The organism is Levilactobacillus yonginensis (genome assembly GCF_003946265.1).
GTDB lineage: Bacteria > Bacillota > Bacilli > Lactobacillales > Lactobacillaceae > Levilactobacillus > Levilactobacillus yonginensis.
Window position 1 is genome coordinate 16,017 of the sequence record NZ_RHNO01000025.1, and the last position, 18,614, is coordinate 34,630.

The window sequence follows — 18,614 nt, forward strand, 5'->3', positions numbered from 1 at the left end:
CTCCTAATAGTGATGAAACCGGATTCAATACACACTCATTATACCTAAATTGATTGGATTTCAAAATCACTTTATCCAGAAGTTCCTCAGGTGAGACGCTTTCTGGTACACTAGAAGGCAAGGAAAAAGGAGCGGATGATATGACAACTTATTTGATTGTGGGTGCAAGTGCACTGGGCCAATCCGTGGCACGTCAATTGACCCAAGCGAAGGAGTCGACCGTGCGGGTATTACATGGGGTCGATGATACGCTGCCCCAGGATTTAGCGAAACAAGTCGTTGAGTTGACGGGTGATTTAACGAAAGAAGCGACTTACCTAGCTGCGTTACAGGATGATCCGATTATTTTTTCTGCATTGGAAGGCATGGACGTTGATTTAGCTTTTGAGGCATTATTCGATGCGCAATATCACAATCAGCTAGCATTAACGCGATTCGTAATGCTGAGTACGGCGGGGGTGGATCAGGAAGTGACTGGAGCTATCCAATACCCTGGTATTAACGATGTTAAGGAGTATTTGAATCAGCAGCGGTACGCGGCTAAATTAGTCGATGAGGCAGAATTCCCTTACACTATTTTACGGCCAGTAACACTGTCGGATAGTCCAGCTACGGCACCTCAGATAATTCCAGAAGGGGCAGCGGTACCAGCGGGAACTGTTTCACGTGAAACAGTGGCGACAGTGGCGGTCTCGATTCTACAAGCAGGTGGCTACGACTATCAATCATTAGCAATTTGCTAACGTTTCATGAAACCTAACGAAATGTTACGTCATTATATGAATTATTTGTTAAAATGGCTGTAGTGGGGTGAATGCATTGGCATTAAATATTGATGATGAGCAGTTACAAGCAATTCGTGAGCGAATGGGTGAAGCTAATCAGCGTGCCCACTTTGTTATTTTTCAATCTGTCGAAAAGCAAACGGGAAAGGCCCTACGATTAATTACAGATATCGAAAGCTTTCAGTCGATTGAAGAGCAACATCAGGAAGATTCTGATATGGCCATCATCCAAGATATCGTTCCAATTACGGATGCATTGGCTCGTTGGGCGGTTGCCGAAAATATGGCAGCACAACAAGGCGATGATACTGCTGTTTTAGCTGATCTGGAATACTATACGAATGAAGTTTTGAAGGAAAACCACCAGGCGGTCAATCCACCTGATAGCGCCGACGATTAGGTAGTCTAACATCTGTTAGGCTACTTTTTTTATAGGGGAATTTATAAGACGTTTTGTAGGGCTTGTTACTGGACAACTGGTAAACTGAGGGTAGATACAGGGGAGTCATTTTTTGAGGAGGGATGAAGATGAAGCGAGCAAAATGGTTGTTTGCAAGCGTTGTGGTAGCGGTCGCTGTCTTAATTGTGGGGATGAATCCGACAGGGGCACAAGCTAAGAGCACTAATCGAACCGTTACGTTCAGTCAGTTGACGAACAAGAATCCGCACCGGCTGGCTGCCATTCGGCAAGCTGCACGGCAACAGATCTTGAAACAGAAGAAGGCTAAGGGAAGTCGGGTCAAGGCAGTTTATCAAGTGAAGCTACCGAAAAACATGGCTAAAAAAGCGACGTTAACGCCTACTGGGCTTCGGATGAATCTACTGGCTAATAGTTTTAAGGTCAAGCAGATTACGATTCCTTACGCACAGCTAAAAGGCAAAATCCTGAATAAATACTTACCTAAAGCTAATCGAACACACACGGTCAAGACGAATAAAATGGTCGCATTAACCTTCGATGATGGGCCAGATCCAACGTTAACACCGCGCCTATTGAAAACTTTGAAAAAGTATCACGTCCATGCGACGTTCTTTGAAGTGGGGCAGAGCGTTAGTCGCTATCCAAAAATTTCACGGGCAGTTTTAGCCGATGGTAATGAATTGGGGAATCATTCTTGGAACCATCCCGATTTCGATAGCATTGGCACGTCAAAGACTTTTGATCAAATTACGCGTACGAATCGCGCCATTTACCAAGCTACCGGGACCTTACCACAGTATGTTCGGCCACCATATGGAAACATTACGGCTGCTGAGGGACGGGCCATTGAGCAACCGATTATTCGCTGGTCAGTGGATTCTCGTGATTGGGCTTACTTGAATACACAGAAGGATATTAATGAAGTTATGCGTGATACCCGTGGTGGCGACATTGTACTGATGCATGATATTCATGCCCAGTCCGTTGCGGCCGTGCCAACGATTATTAAGCGGTTAAAGGCTAAGGGGTATCACCTGGTGACTGTCAGTCAGTTATTGAATAGCCAAGCACTACCAGGGTTACAGTACTTTGGTGCCCACGATTATCGTCGCGCTGGTAAATAAAAGCAATTAAAAACGATGAGCTTTCCGGTCTTAACCGTAAGCTCATCTTTTTTTTGAGACTAACTTAGATATTTTTGAACAAGTTGCTGATAAACATGTTGAACGTGAATGAACAAATCGAGGTCTACGGACTCGTTAAGTGCGTGGGCATCGGACCACTGGCCAGCACCATAAACGATAACTGGGAATTGGTTGGTCGATTTGGTGAATTCGGAGGCATCGGTGGCACCGTGGATGACTTGAAGTTTAATCGGTTGTGCAAATTCAGCGTCGGCAATTTGTTTCGTCAATTGGACGAGGGGAGAATCTTGTGCACTGATGATTGGTTTGAAGCTATAGTCGACGTGTAACTTCAGGTCTTCTTGTTTTTCTTGATTGAGGTGGTCGACGATGGCATTTAACCGTTTAATAACAGCGGCATTATCAAATTCCGGAATTGGGCGAATGTTTCCTTGAATTTCGGCTTTGGCGGGGATGCTGTTCACCTGTTCACCACCATTGAAGACGGTGACACTGTGGACCAGTGGTCCGAGCTCTGGGCTGACAGGTGCGTCATCGAATGCGGTCGCCTCAGCCGTCACGTATTTGACCAAATTAGTGATGGCATTGATACCTTTCTCTGGCATGGAACTGTGAACGCCCAATCCATGCGAATAAACGTGATAATTGAGGGAGCCATTATGGGCGTAGACTAGATTACCACCAGTGGGTTCACCAATAACCATTGCGCTGAGATCATCAGCGTAGCCTTGTTCGGTTAACATCCGTGACCCCATAGCACCGTTTTCTTCACCGACGGTACCAATGAAGCGTAGCCGTCCATTTAAAGAAACCTTTTGGTCGGCTAAATTAATCATTGTGATGACCATTGCAGCTAGACCACTCTTCATATCGGCGGCACCACGGCCGTATAGTTGGTTGTCGGCAATGTGCGCTGCAAATGGATCGAATTCCCAGTCAGCTAGGTCGCCAGTTGCGACGGTGTCTAAGTGACCAGCCAGAGCGAAGACGGTCTTGCTATCGGGGTTACCGATTTCAGCTACGATGTTGTCGCGGCCATCAGCATAAGGAATAATTTTAGCAGAAATATTGTGCTTGGCTAAGAGTTGCTTGATATAGGCGGCAACTTCTCCTTCGTTGCCGTTGACGGAATTGATCTGCACAAGGTGTTGAAGAATCTGAATTTTTTCACTATCTTCCATAAAATCCCAACCTGCTCTCTCATCATTTTTTAATGTTAAGTCCTAGTTTATCACGGTTTGCGTTGCATGGCTGAAATAATTTGTAAAGTCCGTGTAAAGGAAACGAACATCCGTTCGCTTTTGGTTAAAGATATGCTAAACTATAATCAATAGCAAAGTGTCCAAGGAGGTTGCTGATGAGTTTACAATTTATTTTAGGGAGTGCGGGACTGGATCACCGTGAGCCGATGGTGGCCACCTTGGCTCAGCAAGTAACGACGCATCCAGAAGAATCTTATTATTATTTAGTTCCTAACCATATCAAGTTTGAGACTGAAGTGGATGTTCTAACAGCTTTGAAACAGCTGATAGCGCCTGAACAACGCTTGTTTGCACAGACGCAAGTACAAGTATTTTCGTTTACCCGGTTGGCTTGGTTTTTCATGAAGAATGAACCCGTTTATCAGTTGCCACGAATCTCCGCAGCGGGTTTGAATATGCTGATTTATCAAATTATTCAAGAGCATGCGGATGACTTAACTATTTTTCGCGGAGAAGTCGATCGACCAGGATTCATCAGCCAACTGACTACGCAATTATCCGAATTTAAAGTTGGCCAGGTAACCGCTGCTGATTTAATGAGTGCCATTGATCAGCTTCCAACCAAGAATGCTGATTTACAGGCCAAGTTACATGATTTAATGGTGATTTACGAAGCCTTTGAAACGAAGATGATTGGCAAATATGTTGAAAATACGGATTTATTGAATCAATTGGCGGACTATTTAGATACAAGAATTGATTTAAGTCACGCACATTTTTACTTAGAAGGATTTTCACAGTTAAGTGCGCAAGAACGTCGATTGGCCGCCGTTCTAATTCAGCGTTCAGCCAGTGTTACGGTAGCCTTGAACTTAAATAAGGGTTACCCACAGGCCTTACCAGATACGACGGATCTCTTTTTTCAATCTGCTAAGCTTTATCACCAACTGTATACAGTGGCGCAGACCAATCACGTACCGGTGTTGGTTGATGAACGTGCTAAAGCGTCGCGGGTCTCAGCTGATTTAGGTGCATTGGATGCGTACTGGCAGGCTAGTAATACCCTATCGCCGGCACCTGATAAACCCACAATCCATCCAACTAATATCCAAATCGTACAGGCAGATAATCGCTACGTTGAAGTGTCTCGAGTGGCCACGCAGATTCATCAGTTGGTCGCGACTGGGAAATATCGTTATCAAGATTTCTTAGTTCTCGCTCGGCACTTAGATGCATATCAAACGGTGATTGATCCAGTTTTTCGAGCCCAAGAGATTCCTTACTTTGACGATGCCGATGTCCAGATGGCTGATCATCCTTTCGTGGAATTAATTAATGCTTTGTTTGATGTTCAACGGCGTAACTATCGTTATGCGGACGTGTTTCGGGTTTTGAAATCGGAACTCCTGCTACCCAAAGATGATGCGGGTGAGCCAATGTCACTAACGGATTATCGGCAGGCATTGGCACTTACGGAAAATATGGTCTTGAAGAATGGCTATGAGGGACAACATCGATGGACGCAAGAAAAAGATTGGGTCTTTCACCGTTTTGCTAGTGGGGATGTGGGCGTTCAAACGACGCAGGATGACCGGGTAACGGTGCAAGTTAACCAGATTCGTCACTTTATAAAACAGACCTTACCGCCATTTTTTGCACGACTAAAGGCAGCGAAAACCTACACGGATGCAGCGGCAGTTTTGTATCAATTTTTGGATGGTGCGGGTGTGAGCCAACGTTTAATGGCTTGGCGGGATCAGGCGATTGCGGCGGGTGATTTGGTTCAAGCCGGTCAACCAGAGCAAGCGTGGGCAACTTTCTGTCAGATGTTAGATGAATGTCACAGTATTATTGGTGATTTGGCTTTCAGTCAAACCGATTTTCAAACCTTACTACAAGCGGGATTTGCTGGTGCTAAGTTTAGTCAAATCCCGTCAACGTTAGACCAAGTGACCATTTCAGAAAGTGGGATCGTTCAAGCCAACAACCGAAAAGTCACTTTTCTAATGGGAGCCACTGCTGATGCCATGCCCGACGACCAAGTTCCAACAACGCTGTTGGCTGATAACGATCGTCAAGACTTAAGTACACAGCTGCAGTCTGTTGATGAAACAAGTTATCTGCGAGATGATGCAGCGACGCAGTTAGCGGGTGAGCCATATCTTAATTATCTGGCCTTTTTGAGTGGCAGTGAGCAATTAATTTTTAGTTACCCAGTAAATAGCGACGGTGATCGGAATGGGCTGGAAATTTCTCCATACGTAGCCCGTATTAGGGACTACTTCAACTTGCCGATTATCAAGGCAGCAGCAACACCTAGTGCAGATGAAACGGCAATTTTACCGTTTGTAGGGACACGCCGAAGTACACTACGGCATTTGGTTCAAGCGAGTCGGGATAGTCAACTGCGTGAGGAACCCTTATCCAAGCCGTGGTTGTACGTGTTACGGCTACTTCGGGCGGATCGAAACTATGGTGATCTCACGACAAAATTGTTAGGTAGTTTAAGCTATCGCAATGTGCCTACACAATTGACGCCTGATATTGTGACCCACTTATATGGGCAGAAAATTAGTACGTCAATTTCTAAGTTAGAGGAATACTATGCCAACCCATATGCTTACTTCCTTAAATATGGGCTTAAATTGCAGGAGAGAGACGTTTTTGAACTTTCACCGGCAAGTACCGGGGAATTCTTCCATGCGACCTTAGACGGGCTAATGAAGCTAGTTAAACAGCAACATTTAGACTTGGCTAGTCTGGACGCGCAACAGTTACACGAGTTAACCGATGAAGTCATCGCTCAGGTATTGGATACTTCAGAGAATCCGCAATTTGCCATTCTAGAAAGTTCCCATCGTATGGGCTATATCCGCCAGCAGCTGATTAAGACGATGCGTCAGATGGCGCGGACACTTCATGAGCAGAGCACGCGAACCAAACTACGGCCACGACGAACGGAAGTGCAGTTCGGACTAGGGGATGAACGTGGACTAAAGCCATTATCATTTGACTTGGGCAAACGGCGTCAAGTATCAGTTCGTGGGCGGATTGACCGGTTGGATGCATTGGAAGTTAATGACAAAACGTTCTTGGGAATTGTCGATTACAAGAGTTCTGAGCACAAATTCAGTTATCAGGATGCTTATTATGGTCAAGCCATGCAAATGTTGACGTACCTAGACGCTGTCAAAAAGAATATGCCAGATTTATTGGATGATGATGAACAAGCGGCCGAGCTAGCGGGGGCTGTCTACTTACATTTACAAAACCCAATTCTAAAAGCTACCGATGTTTTAGGCGAGGACCCCTTAGTGGCGTTATTAAAAGAAGAACGCTATCAGGGACTATTGCTAGACGACCCCGACCTTTTGACTAACATTGATACGTTATTTAGTGAGCCAGATTACACTGGGAGTTCACTTCTATTCCAAGGATTGCGACGCAAGAAAGATGGGGGCATCACGTCATATGGCAAGATGCTAGTTAATCCGGGTGAGTTGGACCTCTTACTTGGCCATACCGAACGGTTGATTAAACGCGCTGCTAATCAGATTTTTGATGGTCACGTTGATTTAGCACCATTTCGAGAGCAGAATCGAACTGCCTTACAGTTTTCACCGTATAAGTCGATCATGCAATTTGATCCTTTGTTAAAGGAAAACAATTATCGTGAATTGACCGCTCTGAAGAAGGACGAGGTTATTGCTCGGATCAAAGAAGAACAAGAACAGGAGGACCCAGATGAGCGCAAAATTTAATTTCACTCCTAGTCAGGATCAGGCAATTCACCAGACTGGGAACAACTTACTTGTATCAGCCTCTGCGGGTTCTGGTAAAACGCGGGTACTTGTTCAACGCGTTATCGAACGATTAAAGTCAGGCACGGGTATTGATGAAATTTTAATCGTGACTTTTACCAAAGCCGCAGCTGCTGAAATGCGGGATCGTATTCAGACAGCATTACGGCAAGAGTTGGCTGCTAATCAAGGGAACGCCGAACAACAGCAATTCTATTTGCGTCAGTTAAATCAATTGCCAGTAGCGGATATTAGTACGTTGGATGCATTTTGTTTGCGAATCTTGCAGCATTATTACTATGTAATCGACCAGGATCCAGTTTTTCGGCTATTAGCGGATGAAACGGAGAACGCGTTAATGCGGGATGAAGTTTGGTCAGATCTACGTGAACAATTATATGCGGATGACGAGACTGGACTATTTGCACGTTTAACGGAGAATTTTTCTGGAGATCGTAGTGATGATGGCCTTGCAGAACTGGTTCAACAAACCTATACGTTTGCCAATGCGACTCCTCATCCCGAAGCATGGCTGGCTAATTTGGCAACGCCATATCAGCTGGATAGTGATCAGCTAACGGGGACCACCTTTTACCGTGAACGTTTGCAGCCCCTGTTCATGGAACAGTTGAAACAGATTCAGGCAGATTTGACGAGTGCCTATCAGCTGGCTGATCAGGCTAACTTAACCAAGCAAGCGGAACACGTAACCACCATTTTAGGTAGCATGCAAGAGGTAGTCACATTAGCCAGTGATGGGAGTTGGAATGCGTTACGAGCAGCCATTCAGAATTTCCCATGGGGGCGTATTCCTAGTATTCGCAAGACGAATGAGGATTATCCCGTTTATAACGAACTTAAGACGACTTACTATGATCCAGCCAAAAAACAATTAGAAACGTTGAAGAAGACGTATTTGATTCAGGACGAAGCACAAGCTATGTCGACTATCGCGGCTGCAGGAGAACTAGTTACTGAGCTTGGTAAGGTCGTCATGGACTTCCGGCAGGCTTATCGTCAAGAGAAACAACGACGTCACGTTTTAGATTTTGCGGATATTGAGCATGCAGCTTTGGAAATTTTGACGCAGGATACCGCGCAATCACACCAGGTAGCGCAACAGTTACAGGATCAATATGCTGAAATTATGGTGGATGAGTATCAAGATACCAACAGTCTGCAAGAGGCTATTTTAACGGCGATTGCTCAGCCCGCACCAACTGGTAATCTCTTTATGGTGGGCGATGTTAAACAATCTATTTATCGATTCCGGCAAGCGGATCCCACTTTATTTATGGGAAAGACGGATCGGTACCAAGCAGATAGTCAGGCTGGTGAATTGATTGTCTTGGCTGAAAACTTCCGTTCAATGAAAAACGTGGATGATTTCACCAATTTGATCTTCAAGCAATTGATGGATCGAGAGCTAGGAGAAATTGCTTATACGGGGTCTGCACAGTTGAAGTTTGGGGCGAAGTATTATCCTGAGAAAGTCGAAAGTACTGCTGAACTGTTGGTCTATCTGACTGAGGGAAATGATGATTCTCAAAGCGATGATGGAGAAGCCATGGATGCTACTTTCCAGGTAGATAATAAGCATCAGGGTGAAGTGTTACTCGTTGGTAAACAGATTCAGCAATTAATTGCCGATAAGACACCTATTTACGATCGTGATGCCAAGCAGGTACGACCGATGGCGTACAAGGATATTACATTGCTGACACCAACGCGGACCAACAACTTGATTATTACCGATGAACTGCGACGGTTGGGTATTCCAGTAGTTGTTAACGACGCACAGAACTACTTTAAGACGACGGAAATTCAAATCATGATGGCATTACTCCGGGTAATTGATAATCCGTATCAAGATATTCCTTTAGCTGCCGTTTTGCGGTCACCGATTGTGGGCTTGAATGAAAATGAATTGGCGTTGCTCCGAATCAATCAGCGAACTGGAGACTATTTCCAAGCTGTGCAGCATTTTCAACAGACTTTTGCGGCGGGGAGTGCCAGTGACTTCCAGCAGACCGTGTATGATAAAGTCAGTCATTTTTTGGAGCAGTTACAAACCTTCCGTGACATTGCTCAGCAAAACGAATTGGTGACGTTGATTTGGCGAATTTATCAGGAAACTGGTTTCTTAGACTACGTTGGGGGGATGCCAGCAGGTGAACAACGACAAGCCAACTTGCACGCCTTGTATGAACGGGCACAGAGTTATGAGAAGAGTAGTTTCAAAGGTCTCTTTCAATTTGTGCGGTTTGTAGAAAAGCTACAAGAACGGGATGCTGATTTGGCTGGGGCTCCAGTTCAGTCAGCAGAAGATGCTGTGTCAGTGATGACGATTCATGGGAGTAAAGGGCTTGAATTTCCCGTGGTGTTTATCATGGATGCTTCTCGCCAGTTCAATCGGCAAGATCAACAGGGAAATTATGTGATGAGTGGGAAGTCGGGAATTGGTATCGATTATTTGAACCCAGAAAGTCGAATCAAGGCGCCCAGCTTACAAAAATTAGTCACGGCGCAAGCCATTTCACGGGCCAGCCTGGCTGAGGAAATGCGGAAACTTTACGTGGCGTTGACCCGGGCTGAATCACGGATTTATATTGTGGGTTCTCATAAGAGTGAGGCCGAGGCTATTTCAGCTTGGGAACAGGCTTATCAAAGCCCGGACTTGGTTTTAAACGCTACCTTGCGTGAAAAAAACACCTTAGCTAACTACTTAGATTGGATCGGTATGTGTCTAGTTCGTGATCCACAATTTGATGAGACCTTACGCCAGGGCTCAACGACCTTTAGTGGCCTAGCTGGTGATCCGGCTAAGTTCAAGGTGCACTTTGCTACGGCAGCTGATGTTGAGCCGGCACAACAAGTTAATGAGGCGGCGGTTGATTGGTTGACGCAGACCGCTAAGTCAGCCGAGACAGTTGCTGATACAGTTGATAGCGCACAAGTTAAGCATATTATGGATTTTCAATATCCGCATCAGGCAGCCACAGTAACAACTGCGTATCAATCAGTTTCTGAAGCTAAACGGCTGTTTGAAGATCCCGATAACGCGTCAATTGGTGAATATCAACCTGATACGCACGGCCAAGCAGGAAACCGATTTGTTACGCATGATTTTGCGCGACCAGACTTTCTACAAACTGTGCGAGAACCGTTGGCAACTGAAATTGGGACGGCAACCCACTTGGTGTTACAGCAGATATCGGTATCAACGGAACCAACTGCTGATAGCATTCAGGCAGTTATCGATGGGTTGGTTACAGATGGTGTTCTGACCAGTGAAGTGGCTGAACGGATACAAGTTGCTGCAATTTTACAATTTTTCCAAAGTAATCTGGGTCAGCAGATTTTAGCGAACCCCGAAGATTTGCAACGTGAGGTGCCATTTTCATTATTGATGCCAGCTCAGAGCCTTTTTAAGGATTTTCAGGAAGCTGATTCTCAAGTGTTAGTCCATGGGATTGTGGATGGTTACTTAAGGACGCCAGAGGGGATTGTTCTGTTTGACTACAAAACTGATCACGTTAATTCGCGTAACTTAGCGCAGAGTGAGGCTAAATTGATTGATCGGTATGGTGGCCAGGTTAATCTGTACGCTGAGGCATTACAACAAATGACGCAACAGCCAGTTATTGCCCAGTATTTATATTTGTTGACTGCTGGCCAATTGGTTGCAGTACCTAAGCAAGAGATTCAAAAATAATAGATGGATACAAAAATGAGGTTATACCGTTTAGAACGATACAACCTCATTTTTTATTGATGAATTAATAATAGCGATGTCAGAATGAACAGCTGAACGACTATTACACCAATTAGACCAGAGAATCCTTGATAATAGTGATGGTTACGATGCCAGAGATAACCCAGAATAACTGCTAAAGTCACTAGGCCCACAGTAAATAAAATGATTAATTTTAGTTTTACGTCAAAATCACTGGTCAACATGGTTTTCGCTCCTTTTATGGGTTGTGTAGTGGCTCCATTATAGCAGAGATTAAGGGGTGGTCAGAGACTAGCGTTCAATAATGAGAGCAATTCCCATCCCACCGCCAATGCACATACTGGCTAGTCCCCGTTTGCTGTCACTGTGGAGTAGTTCGTACAGTAAGGTAACGGCGATTCGCGTTCCTGAAGCACCTAGCGGGTGGCCTAAGGCAATTGAACCACCATTGACGTTTAGCCGATCGGCTGGGAGGTGTAGGTCCCGGGCAATGGCGACGGATTGCGAGGCAAAGGCCTCATTGATTTCAAAACAATCAATATCAGCTAGGGTCAAATTGGCTTGCGTTAGGACTTGTTGAATAGCGGTGACGGGTGCATAACCCATGATGGCCGGATCAATGCCAACTTCTTGATAACCCGCTAACGTTGCCAAATAGGGGATGCCGGCAGCGTCTGCTGTAGATTTACGCATTAGGACCATGGCAGCGGCCCCGTCATTGAGCCCTGCTGAGTTTCCAGCAGTCACTGTGCCGTTAGGTTTGAATGAAGGCTTGAGAGCAGCTAGCTGTTCCAGGGAAGTATCAGTACGCACGGCTTCATCGGTGGTAATGAGCTTATCACCCACTGGAACCGGTGTAATTTCGTCCGCAAATCGTCCGTTAAGTTGGGCCTGGGTAGCCTTTTCCTGAGAATCTAAGGAGAAGGTGTCTTGTTCAGCTCGACTGACGTGATATTTTTCTGCGACATTTTCAGCGGTGATGCCCATGGGAACGTCGGTGAAGGCGTCCATTAGTCCGTCTTTAGCCAGACTATCTGTCAGTGTTACATCACCATATTTACTGCCCCAACGGGTCCGGGGGTTCAAGTATGGGGCGTGACTCATGCTCTCAGTCCCGCCGACTAAGACAGCGTCTGCGTCACCCATCAGGATAGCGCTTTGGCCTAAACGGATTGCTTTAAGACTTGATCCACAGACCTGATTAATGGTCATGGCGGTACTAGTAACTGGTAAACCAGCGTTTAATTCTACCTGGCGGGCGACGTTTTGTCCTTGCCCAGCCTGCAATACTGTTCCAAAAATGGTTTGCTGAATCATGGCGGGTGCGAGGCCGCTACGTTCAATGGCGGCCTTCGCAGCGATGGTCCCCAACTGAACGGCGGATATTCCGTGGAAATTCCGGCCAAATTTGCCGATTGGGGTCCGGGCCGCACTAACGATTACTACTTTATCTGCCATGCTAATTGGTTTCTCCTTTACGAAATGGTTTCCGAAACTCTAATATAACGAACTTTACCGGATTTGTCTTGAATTTGGTAAGGAGTTCACGGGGGATTTGCTTTTTCTTAATTATTTTTCCTATAATAGGGGGGTGGGCTTCAAGATAGGGGAATAGAAGTTATGAAACGAACAGAGTCAACTGCCAAATCACTGACGCCAGCAGAATTTTTGACGCCAGAACGATTGGCTCAATTGTCAGCTAACCAGCAAAAGTACGCGGCTAGCATTTTGCAGGATGTTTTGCACGCTCGAGAGACCGTCAATATGGCGGGGGACACTTGGACGGCGCAGCAGGTTGCAGCAACTTTGGCAGCCTTACCAACGTTAGTTGATCAACCGCACCTTTACTTTGTCGCGGTGGTGCCTGTCCTCACGGCTTATTTCAAGGCGCAACAACTCCCTAATTTAAAGGAATTAGAAGTGGCCTTGAAGAACGCTCGGCCCGTGTTGGTCGAGAAACACGCCGAAGCGGCTGATGAACAAGCTGCCTATGAAGACGTGGTTGCTTTGGTTGAACAGTGGGTTCAGGACATGGTGGAACAGGCTGATGTTGCCAATTTAAAGGCTGCCGACCTGCAACACTTTGTGACAATCGTTCATACGACGGCTGAATTGATGATTACGGGGAAGCACTTAGAACCTCAGGACTGGGATGTCAAAACGCTCAGCGAAATCATGTTTGGGCCATTTACGCATTTATTAGACGAACAGGACCGGGTGCCAGAGCTATTCAACCTGGTGCCATTTGCTTTGACGACCTTATTCAGTTACTTAATGACGCAAAAGAAGCTACCACAAGGTCAGTCACTGTTGGATTGGGTTAGTGGGCACCACGACGCATTAGTCACGATGTATGATCCTAAGCTGGAGAGTTTCTTTGAAGAACTGACTACGGCGATGCAGCGTGAGGGTATTGATGCGAATGATCACACGAAAGTGGACGCATTTACGCAGGATTACTTGCGCCGTCACCCAACCGCTAGTCAGGAACTGTTTGCTACGGATCGGCATCTAACTCACAAGAAACATATTAAACAAATCAAATATAGTCAAAAACGGCGGCGTAAGCGTCGACGGTAAACAAAAAAGAGTTTGGAAATTTCCAAACTCTTTTTTGCTGGTCTTATTTTTCGTCTGCCAAGTCGTCGATAACCTCGTGGGCAACGACGGGATCGGAGGCGTAAGGGGTGTCGACCCCATTGATTTTTTGATAAGCGTCCTGTCCCTTACCAGCTAAAACAACTAGGTCGTTATTAGTGGCGGTAGCAATGGCGTGCTGAATGGCTTCTTCACGCTGGGCGACGATGGTCACGTTCACCTTATTGTGGTCAATGTGACTATCAATTTCTTTGGCAATGGCGATGGGATCTTCGTGACCCGGATCGTCAGTGGTTAAGAAGGCAACGTCCGCGTAGTCGTTAAGGGCTTGGGCAAATCCTTCACGCCGATCCTCACCCTTATCACCCGTACTCCCAAGCACGGTGATAATCTGATGGTCAGGAAATTGGGTGTGTAGGAAACTCAGAAGGGCGTTCATACTCCCCCAATCATGGGCGTAGTCAATGTAGACTGTCCCATGGTGCTGAGTCTTGATGAACTCCATCCGACCGGGAATGGTCGTGTGGGCCAAGCCGTTTTGCATGTCAGCGACGTGAGCACCGGCTAAGTAACTAGCTAGGATAGCAGCCGTAGCATTGCTCTGGTTAAAGTCACCAGGCACTGACACGTTGAACGTTGTTGCTAAATCAGTTAGCCGTTCGTCGTTGGCCGTTAACCCGAACTCACTATCCGTCAGAGTAGCTTCACTACTCGTGATGGACAGGCTGGCCTGTTCCTGATTGAAACCATAAGTGAAAATATGGTCCGGTTCAGTTGAGACCTTCGCTGCAGCGTAGACTTCATCGAAGTGATCCATATCTGCGTCAATGATGCAGTTACGCGAGTTAAGCATGAGCTGCATCTTGCAGAAGAGGTAGTTAGCGAAGTTAGGATGCTCATTGACCCCGATGTGATCAGGAGAAATATTGAGGAAAATCCCAACATCAAATTTCAACCCGTACACGCGGTCCAACAAGTAAGCTTGTGACGCGACTTCCATAACCAGCACCTTTTGCCCGTTATCAACAGCCTGCCGCATCTCGTGGAAGAGGTCGAAAGATTCGGCCGTCGTAAGGTGAGCGCGGAACTGATCTTCTGGCCGTGGACCAAGAATGTGGTTGATGGTTGAGAACATGGCTACTTGTTGAGGAAAGGCGTGGTTCAAAATGTTTTTCGTAAAGTAGGTTGAGGTCGTTTTCCCTTTGGTACCAGTATACCCAATGACAAACAGGTCATTCTGTGGGAAACCGAAGTATAGTTGAGCCGCAAGCGATAACGCTTTACGAACGTCATTAACTAGGATTACGGGTACGTCAACGTGGTAGTCTTTTTCAGCCAAGTAGGCGCTGGCACCATTTTGAATGGCGGCGTGCAGATAATCCACTGAAAAATTGAAGCCCTTGCAGACGAAGAGGCCGTTGGCGCTGGCCTTGCGAGAATCGTAGGTTAACGATGCAAAGTCGACGTCGTCTGATTTAAGCGTGGTACTGCGGAATAAGTTATGTTCCTGCAGTAACGCGATCAGCTGGTTTGCTCTCATTCAATTGCCTCTTTTCGTGGTTAGTCGTTAGGCCGCATGGTTGGGAAGAGCATGACATCGCGGATGGAGGTTGAATCAGTTAACAACATCGTCATCCGGTCGATCCCAATACCCAAACCACCAGTAGGTGGCATACCGTATTCCATGGCTTCGACGTAATCGTTATCGATACCGTGGGCTTCTTCGTTACCGGCTGCCCGTTCTGCATCTTGGGCTTCAAACCGTTGACGCTGATCGACGGGGTCGTTTAATTCAGTAAAGGCGTTACCGTATTCGCTACCATCAATGTAAAGTTCGAACCGGTCGGTGAACCGTGCATCCTTAGGGTTCTTCTTAGCCAATGGTGAAATTTCAACGGGGTGACCATAGATGAAGGTTGGGTTGACCAGGTTGTCTTGAACCTTTTCTTCGAAGAAGGCGTTGATGATGTGACCAACCTTCCAGTATGGTTCACAATGAATGCCATTTTCTTCGGCAATCTTGTGGGCGTCTTCATCAGACATTGGTTGCCAGAAGTCGATACCAGTGGCGTCCTTAACAGCGTCAACCATGTGAACACGCTTGAAATCACTGTCGAGGTCGATATCTTTACCTTGGTAACTGATTTGACCAGAGCCGTTAACCTTGTTAGCCACGAAGCGGAAGATGTTTTCCGTTAAGTCCATGACATCGGTGTAATCAGCATAGGCAGTATAGACTTCAACCATGTTAAATTCAGGGTTGTGACGAACGTCAGTCCCTTCGTTCCGGAAGTCTTTGCCCAATTCGTAAACCTTTTCCATACCACCAACGATTAAACGCTTGAGGTAAAGTTCAGTGGCAATCCGGAGGTACAAAGGAATGTCGAATGCGTTGGAGTGGGTCACGAATGGACGAGCTTCAGCACCACCAGCTTCAGTTTGAAGGACTGGTGTGTCGACTTCTAAGTAGCCTTCGCTGTCCAGGTATTCGCGGATAGCACGCTTGATTTGAGTGACTTTAACAAACCGGTCAAAACTGTCGCGGTTTGAAATTAAGTCAAGGTACCGTTGACGGTAGATAGTTTCAGGATTAGTCAGACCATGGTACTTATCTGGTAATGGCCGTAAAGCCTTAGATAAGAATTCAAAGTCAGTGAAACGAAGCGTGAGGGCACCAGTGTTCGTCTTGATGACGTAACCTTTGGCACCAATAAAGTCCCCTAAGTCTAGGGTCTTGTAGAGGCTGTACTTGTCTTCACCAAGTTCGTCTTGTCGTGCATAACCTTGGATGACACCAGTTCTGTCGAGCAAGTCGATGAAGCCGGCCTTACCACTACCACGCTTACCGGTAATCCGACCCGCAACAGCAACATAATGTTTGTCTTCCATCAGCTCTTCTTTATCATACTTGTCGTATTTTTCAACGAGCGACTTACTGTCGTCAGTTCTATCGAAGCGGTGACCGAAAGGTGCGATGCCCTGTTCTTGTAGATTATTCATTTTATCCCGACGAACCTGCATTTGATCATTCAGATCAGCCGGTGTGGCATTATTATTCTTGCTGTTACCCATGTTGTGTCCTCCTATAAAGTATTGATTCAAAAGTTCTATGAATCCAGACCTCCCTTAAATTTAGTTGATTTTTACCGAATAAGCAAGTCCCAACGGTGCGTTAAGTCTATGAAGGCGTTTTCTTTGCGCGGTATTTATCAGCTTTCTGACTGGAAGGCCTTTTGGGGGACTCAGTAAACATGATAGACTGAGTTTAAAGAAGTCCATAATATAGAAAGAAGGGGAAAATTAACGTGGCAAAAGTGATGCGAAAAATGTGGCCATTACTGGTTTTAGGATTTTTGGTGAACACGGCGTATAGCGTGATGTGGCCACTGACAACAATCTATTTACATGGAGATTTACACCTGAACCTGGTTCAAAGTGGCCTGATATTAGCGGCGTACTCTGGCTGTAACGTGTTAGGGGGATACATAGGTGGTGTCTTAACGGATCGATACTCGGCCCGGGTTGTTGGACTAGCAATGCTAGTGGCTTTACTGGTTGATGCAGGAGTAGGATTTATTTGGAACGGTATCATTGCCTATCCGATTGTCTTAGTCATTTTTGGCTTGCTCACCGGGGGAATGCTGACCTTGATTACAGCGATTACGGCACAACTGGGAACGGATGGCCGTTTGTTCAATTTGCTCTATATCTTCATTAATGTTGGATTAGTGGTGGGTACCGCTAGTATTGGCGTATTATTTCACCATAGCTTACGTCCAATTTTTGCCCTGTTGATCGGTTGCTATGGGTTGGCACTTATTCTGTGGGCGAAGTGTGCGGGGAACTTTGAACAGCGATCTTTATCGTTTGATGTAAAAAATGATCAAACGGCTGTCCGTCAGCCACGAGTTAAACAGCAATTAACGAAAGTCGGCTTAGGTGTTCTGTTATTAACTTTGATTTTTATGTGGGTGACCTACGCACAGTGGATGAGTAATGTGTCAGTGTTCATTCAAAACGAGGGACTTAGTATCAAACTGTATAGTTACCTGTGGGTCTATAATGGTGTTCTGCTAATTGTCATTCAAACGTTGATGGCCCGCGTGAACCATCCGCGGGTAGTTCCCTGGCAGATTTTGATGGGATTAGTGGCAATTGGTGGGTCGTTTCTTCTATTAAGTGGTGCGTCTAGTGTCGTTGTGTTATTTGGCGCAATGACCCTACTAACGTTTGGAGAAGCTGTATATGTTCCTGGTGTCCCGGCACTGATCAATGCCCATACGGTCGGTAATGAAGGCTTGTACCAGGGACTGGTGAACGCCTTTTCCTCTTTGGGGAAAGCATTGGGGCCAGTTCTTGGAGGCGTTGTAATTAGTTACTCGACGTCCTTTTCACTATTGTTTTTCCTCTGTGCCATGGTTGATGGCATGATTGCTATTTGTTTTTTGGTGGGCATTTGGCCAATTATCCGCCAACGTGAAAGCTAAGTAAAAATTGAGACGAACCATTATTGGGAGACGGTACGGGGAACACCCGGTTTATCCGTCTCTTTTTAACGGCTTTCAGAGATAGTATTCGCCTTTGAAAATAATTTTCATTTTCTACGTATTTTAGTTGACGGTGGGGCCTGTGGTTGGTATAGTTATATACGTTGTCACGGCGATTCATCAGCTAGACCAATTCGAAAGATTGGAAATAGTTGTTGACAGTTGTGTTGATAAAATGATATATTATTCTAGCTGTCTCATTGAGACGGCGGTCAGTGGAAAACGTTGTTAAATCAAACTTCCTGTTGACATCATATTGATTGAATGATATGATTATTAAGCTGTCTGCGAGAGCGGATAGCTGGTAGACCTTTGAAAACTGAACATTGTTTCGACAAACCAAATATGTGTAGGGCGGTTTGATACTTGGTATCAAACCC

General features: G+C 45.8%; 11 protein-coding genes. 7 read left to right on the forward strand and 4 right to left on the reverse strand.

The features are described 5' to 3' along the window. Positions 1-140: 140 nt before the first annotated feature. The 3 genes from EKM87_RS10590 to EKM87_RS10600 all read left to right on the forward strand — a co-directional run bounded on the left by EKM87_RS10590 (position 141) and on the right by EKM87_RS10600 (position 2,330). Complete coding sequence (locus EKM87_RS10590; protein ID WP_125684582.1) at positions 141-743, forward strand: NAD(P)-binding oxidoreductase; 603 nt, start codon at positions 141-143, stop codon at positions 741-743. Positions 744-810: 67 nt separating this feature from the next. Beyond that, positions 811-1,185 (forward strand): hypothetical protein, encoded by a 375-nt coding sequence (locus EKM87_RS10595; protein ID WP_225428440.1) that lies wholly within the window; start codon positions 811-813, stop codon positions 1,183-1,185. A gap of 128 nt (positions 1,186-1,313) precedes the next feature. Next, a complete protein-coding gene (locus tag EKM87_RS10600) occupies positions 1,314-2,330 on the forward strand; it encodes a polysaccharide deacetylase family protein (RefSeq protein ID WP_125684586.1) in 1,017 nt (338 codons plus the stop codon). A 59-nt stretch (positions 2,331-2,389) separates the two neighbouring features. Here the strand turns inward: EKM87_RS10600 and EKM87_RS10605 are convergent, their stop codons facing one another. Continuing rightward, positions 2,390-3,532 (reverse strand): ArgE/DapE family deacylase, encoded by a 1,143-nt coding sequence (locus EKM87_RS10605; protein WP_125684588.1) that lies wholly within the window; start codon positions 3,530-3,532, stop codon positions 2,390-2,392. 176 nt (positions 3,533-3,708) lie between these two features. Here EKM87_RS10605 and EKM87_RS10610 point away from each other — a divergent pair, with 176 nt between their 5' ends. Continuing rightward, complete coding sequence (locus EKM87_RS10610) at positions 3,709-7,314, forward strand: PD-(D/E)XK nuclease family protein (protein WP_125684590.1); 3,606 nt, start codon at positions 3,709-3,711, stop codon at positions 7,312-7,314. Next, a complete protein-coding gene (gene addA / locus EKM87_RS10615; RefSeq protein ID WP_125684592.1) occupies positions 7,298-11,068 on the forward strand; it encodes a helicase-exonuclease AddAB subunit AddA in 3,771 nt (1,256 codons plus the stop codon). Before EKM87_RS10610 ends, addA begins: the two co-directional genes overlap by 17 nt. Positions 11,069-11,380: 312 nt before the next feature. On the opposite strand, the gene EKM87_RS10625 is transcribed toward addA, so the two are convergent. Next, a complete protein-coding gene (locus EKM87_RS10625) occupies positions 11,381-12,547 on the reverse strand; it encodes an acetyl-CoA C-acetyltransferase (protein WP_125684596.1) in 1,167 nt (388 codons plus the stop codon). A gap of 162 nt (positions 12,548-12,709) precedes the next feature. Between EKM87_RS10625 and EKM87_RS10630 the strand changes: the two genes are divergently transcribed. After that, a complete protein-coding gene (locus tag EKM87_RS10630; RefSeq protein ID WP_125684598.1) occupies positions 12,710-13,669 on the forward strand; it encodes a hypothetical protein in 960 nt (319 codons plus the stop codon). A gap of 43 nt (positions 13,670-13,712) precedes the next feature. On the opposite strand, the gene EKM87_RS10635 is transcribed toward EKM87_RS10630, so the two are convergent. Both EKM87_RS10635 and lysS read right to left on the reverse strand, forming a co-directional pair. Beyond that, a complete protein-coding gene (locus tag EKM87_RS10635; protein WP_125684600.1) occupies positions 13,713-15,227 on the reverse strand; it encodes a UDP-N-acetylmuramoyl-L-alanyl-D-glutamate--2,6-diaminopimelate ligase in 1,515 nt (504 codons plus the stop codon). A gap of 20 nt (positions 15,228-15,247) precedes the next feature. Continuing rightward, entirely contained in the window at positions 15,248-16,759 is a 1,512-nt protein-coding gene (gene lysS / locus EKM87_RS10640; protein ID WP_125684602.1) for a lysine--tRNA ligase, read from the reverse strand. Positions 16,760-16,992: 233 nt separating this feature from the next. On the opposite strand from lysS, the gene EKM87_RS10645 reads away from it, so the two are divergent. Next, complete coding sequence (locus tag EKM87_RS10645; RefSeq protein WP_125684604.1) at positions 16,993-18,174, forward strand: MFS transporter; 1,182 nt, start codon at positions 16,993-16,995, stop codon at positions 18,172-18,174. Positions 18,175-18,614 lie beyond the last annotated feature (440 nt).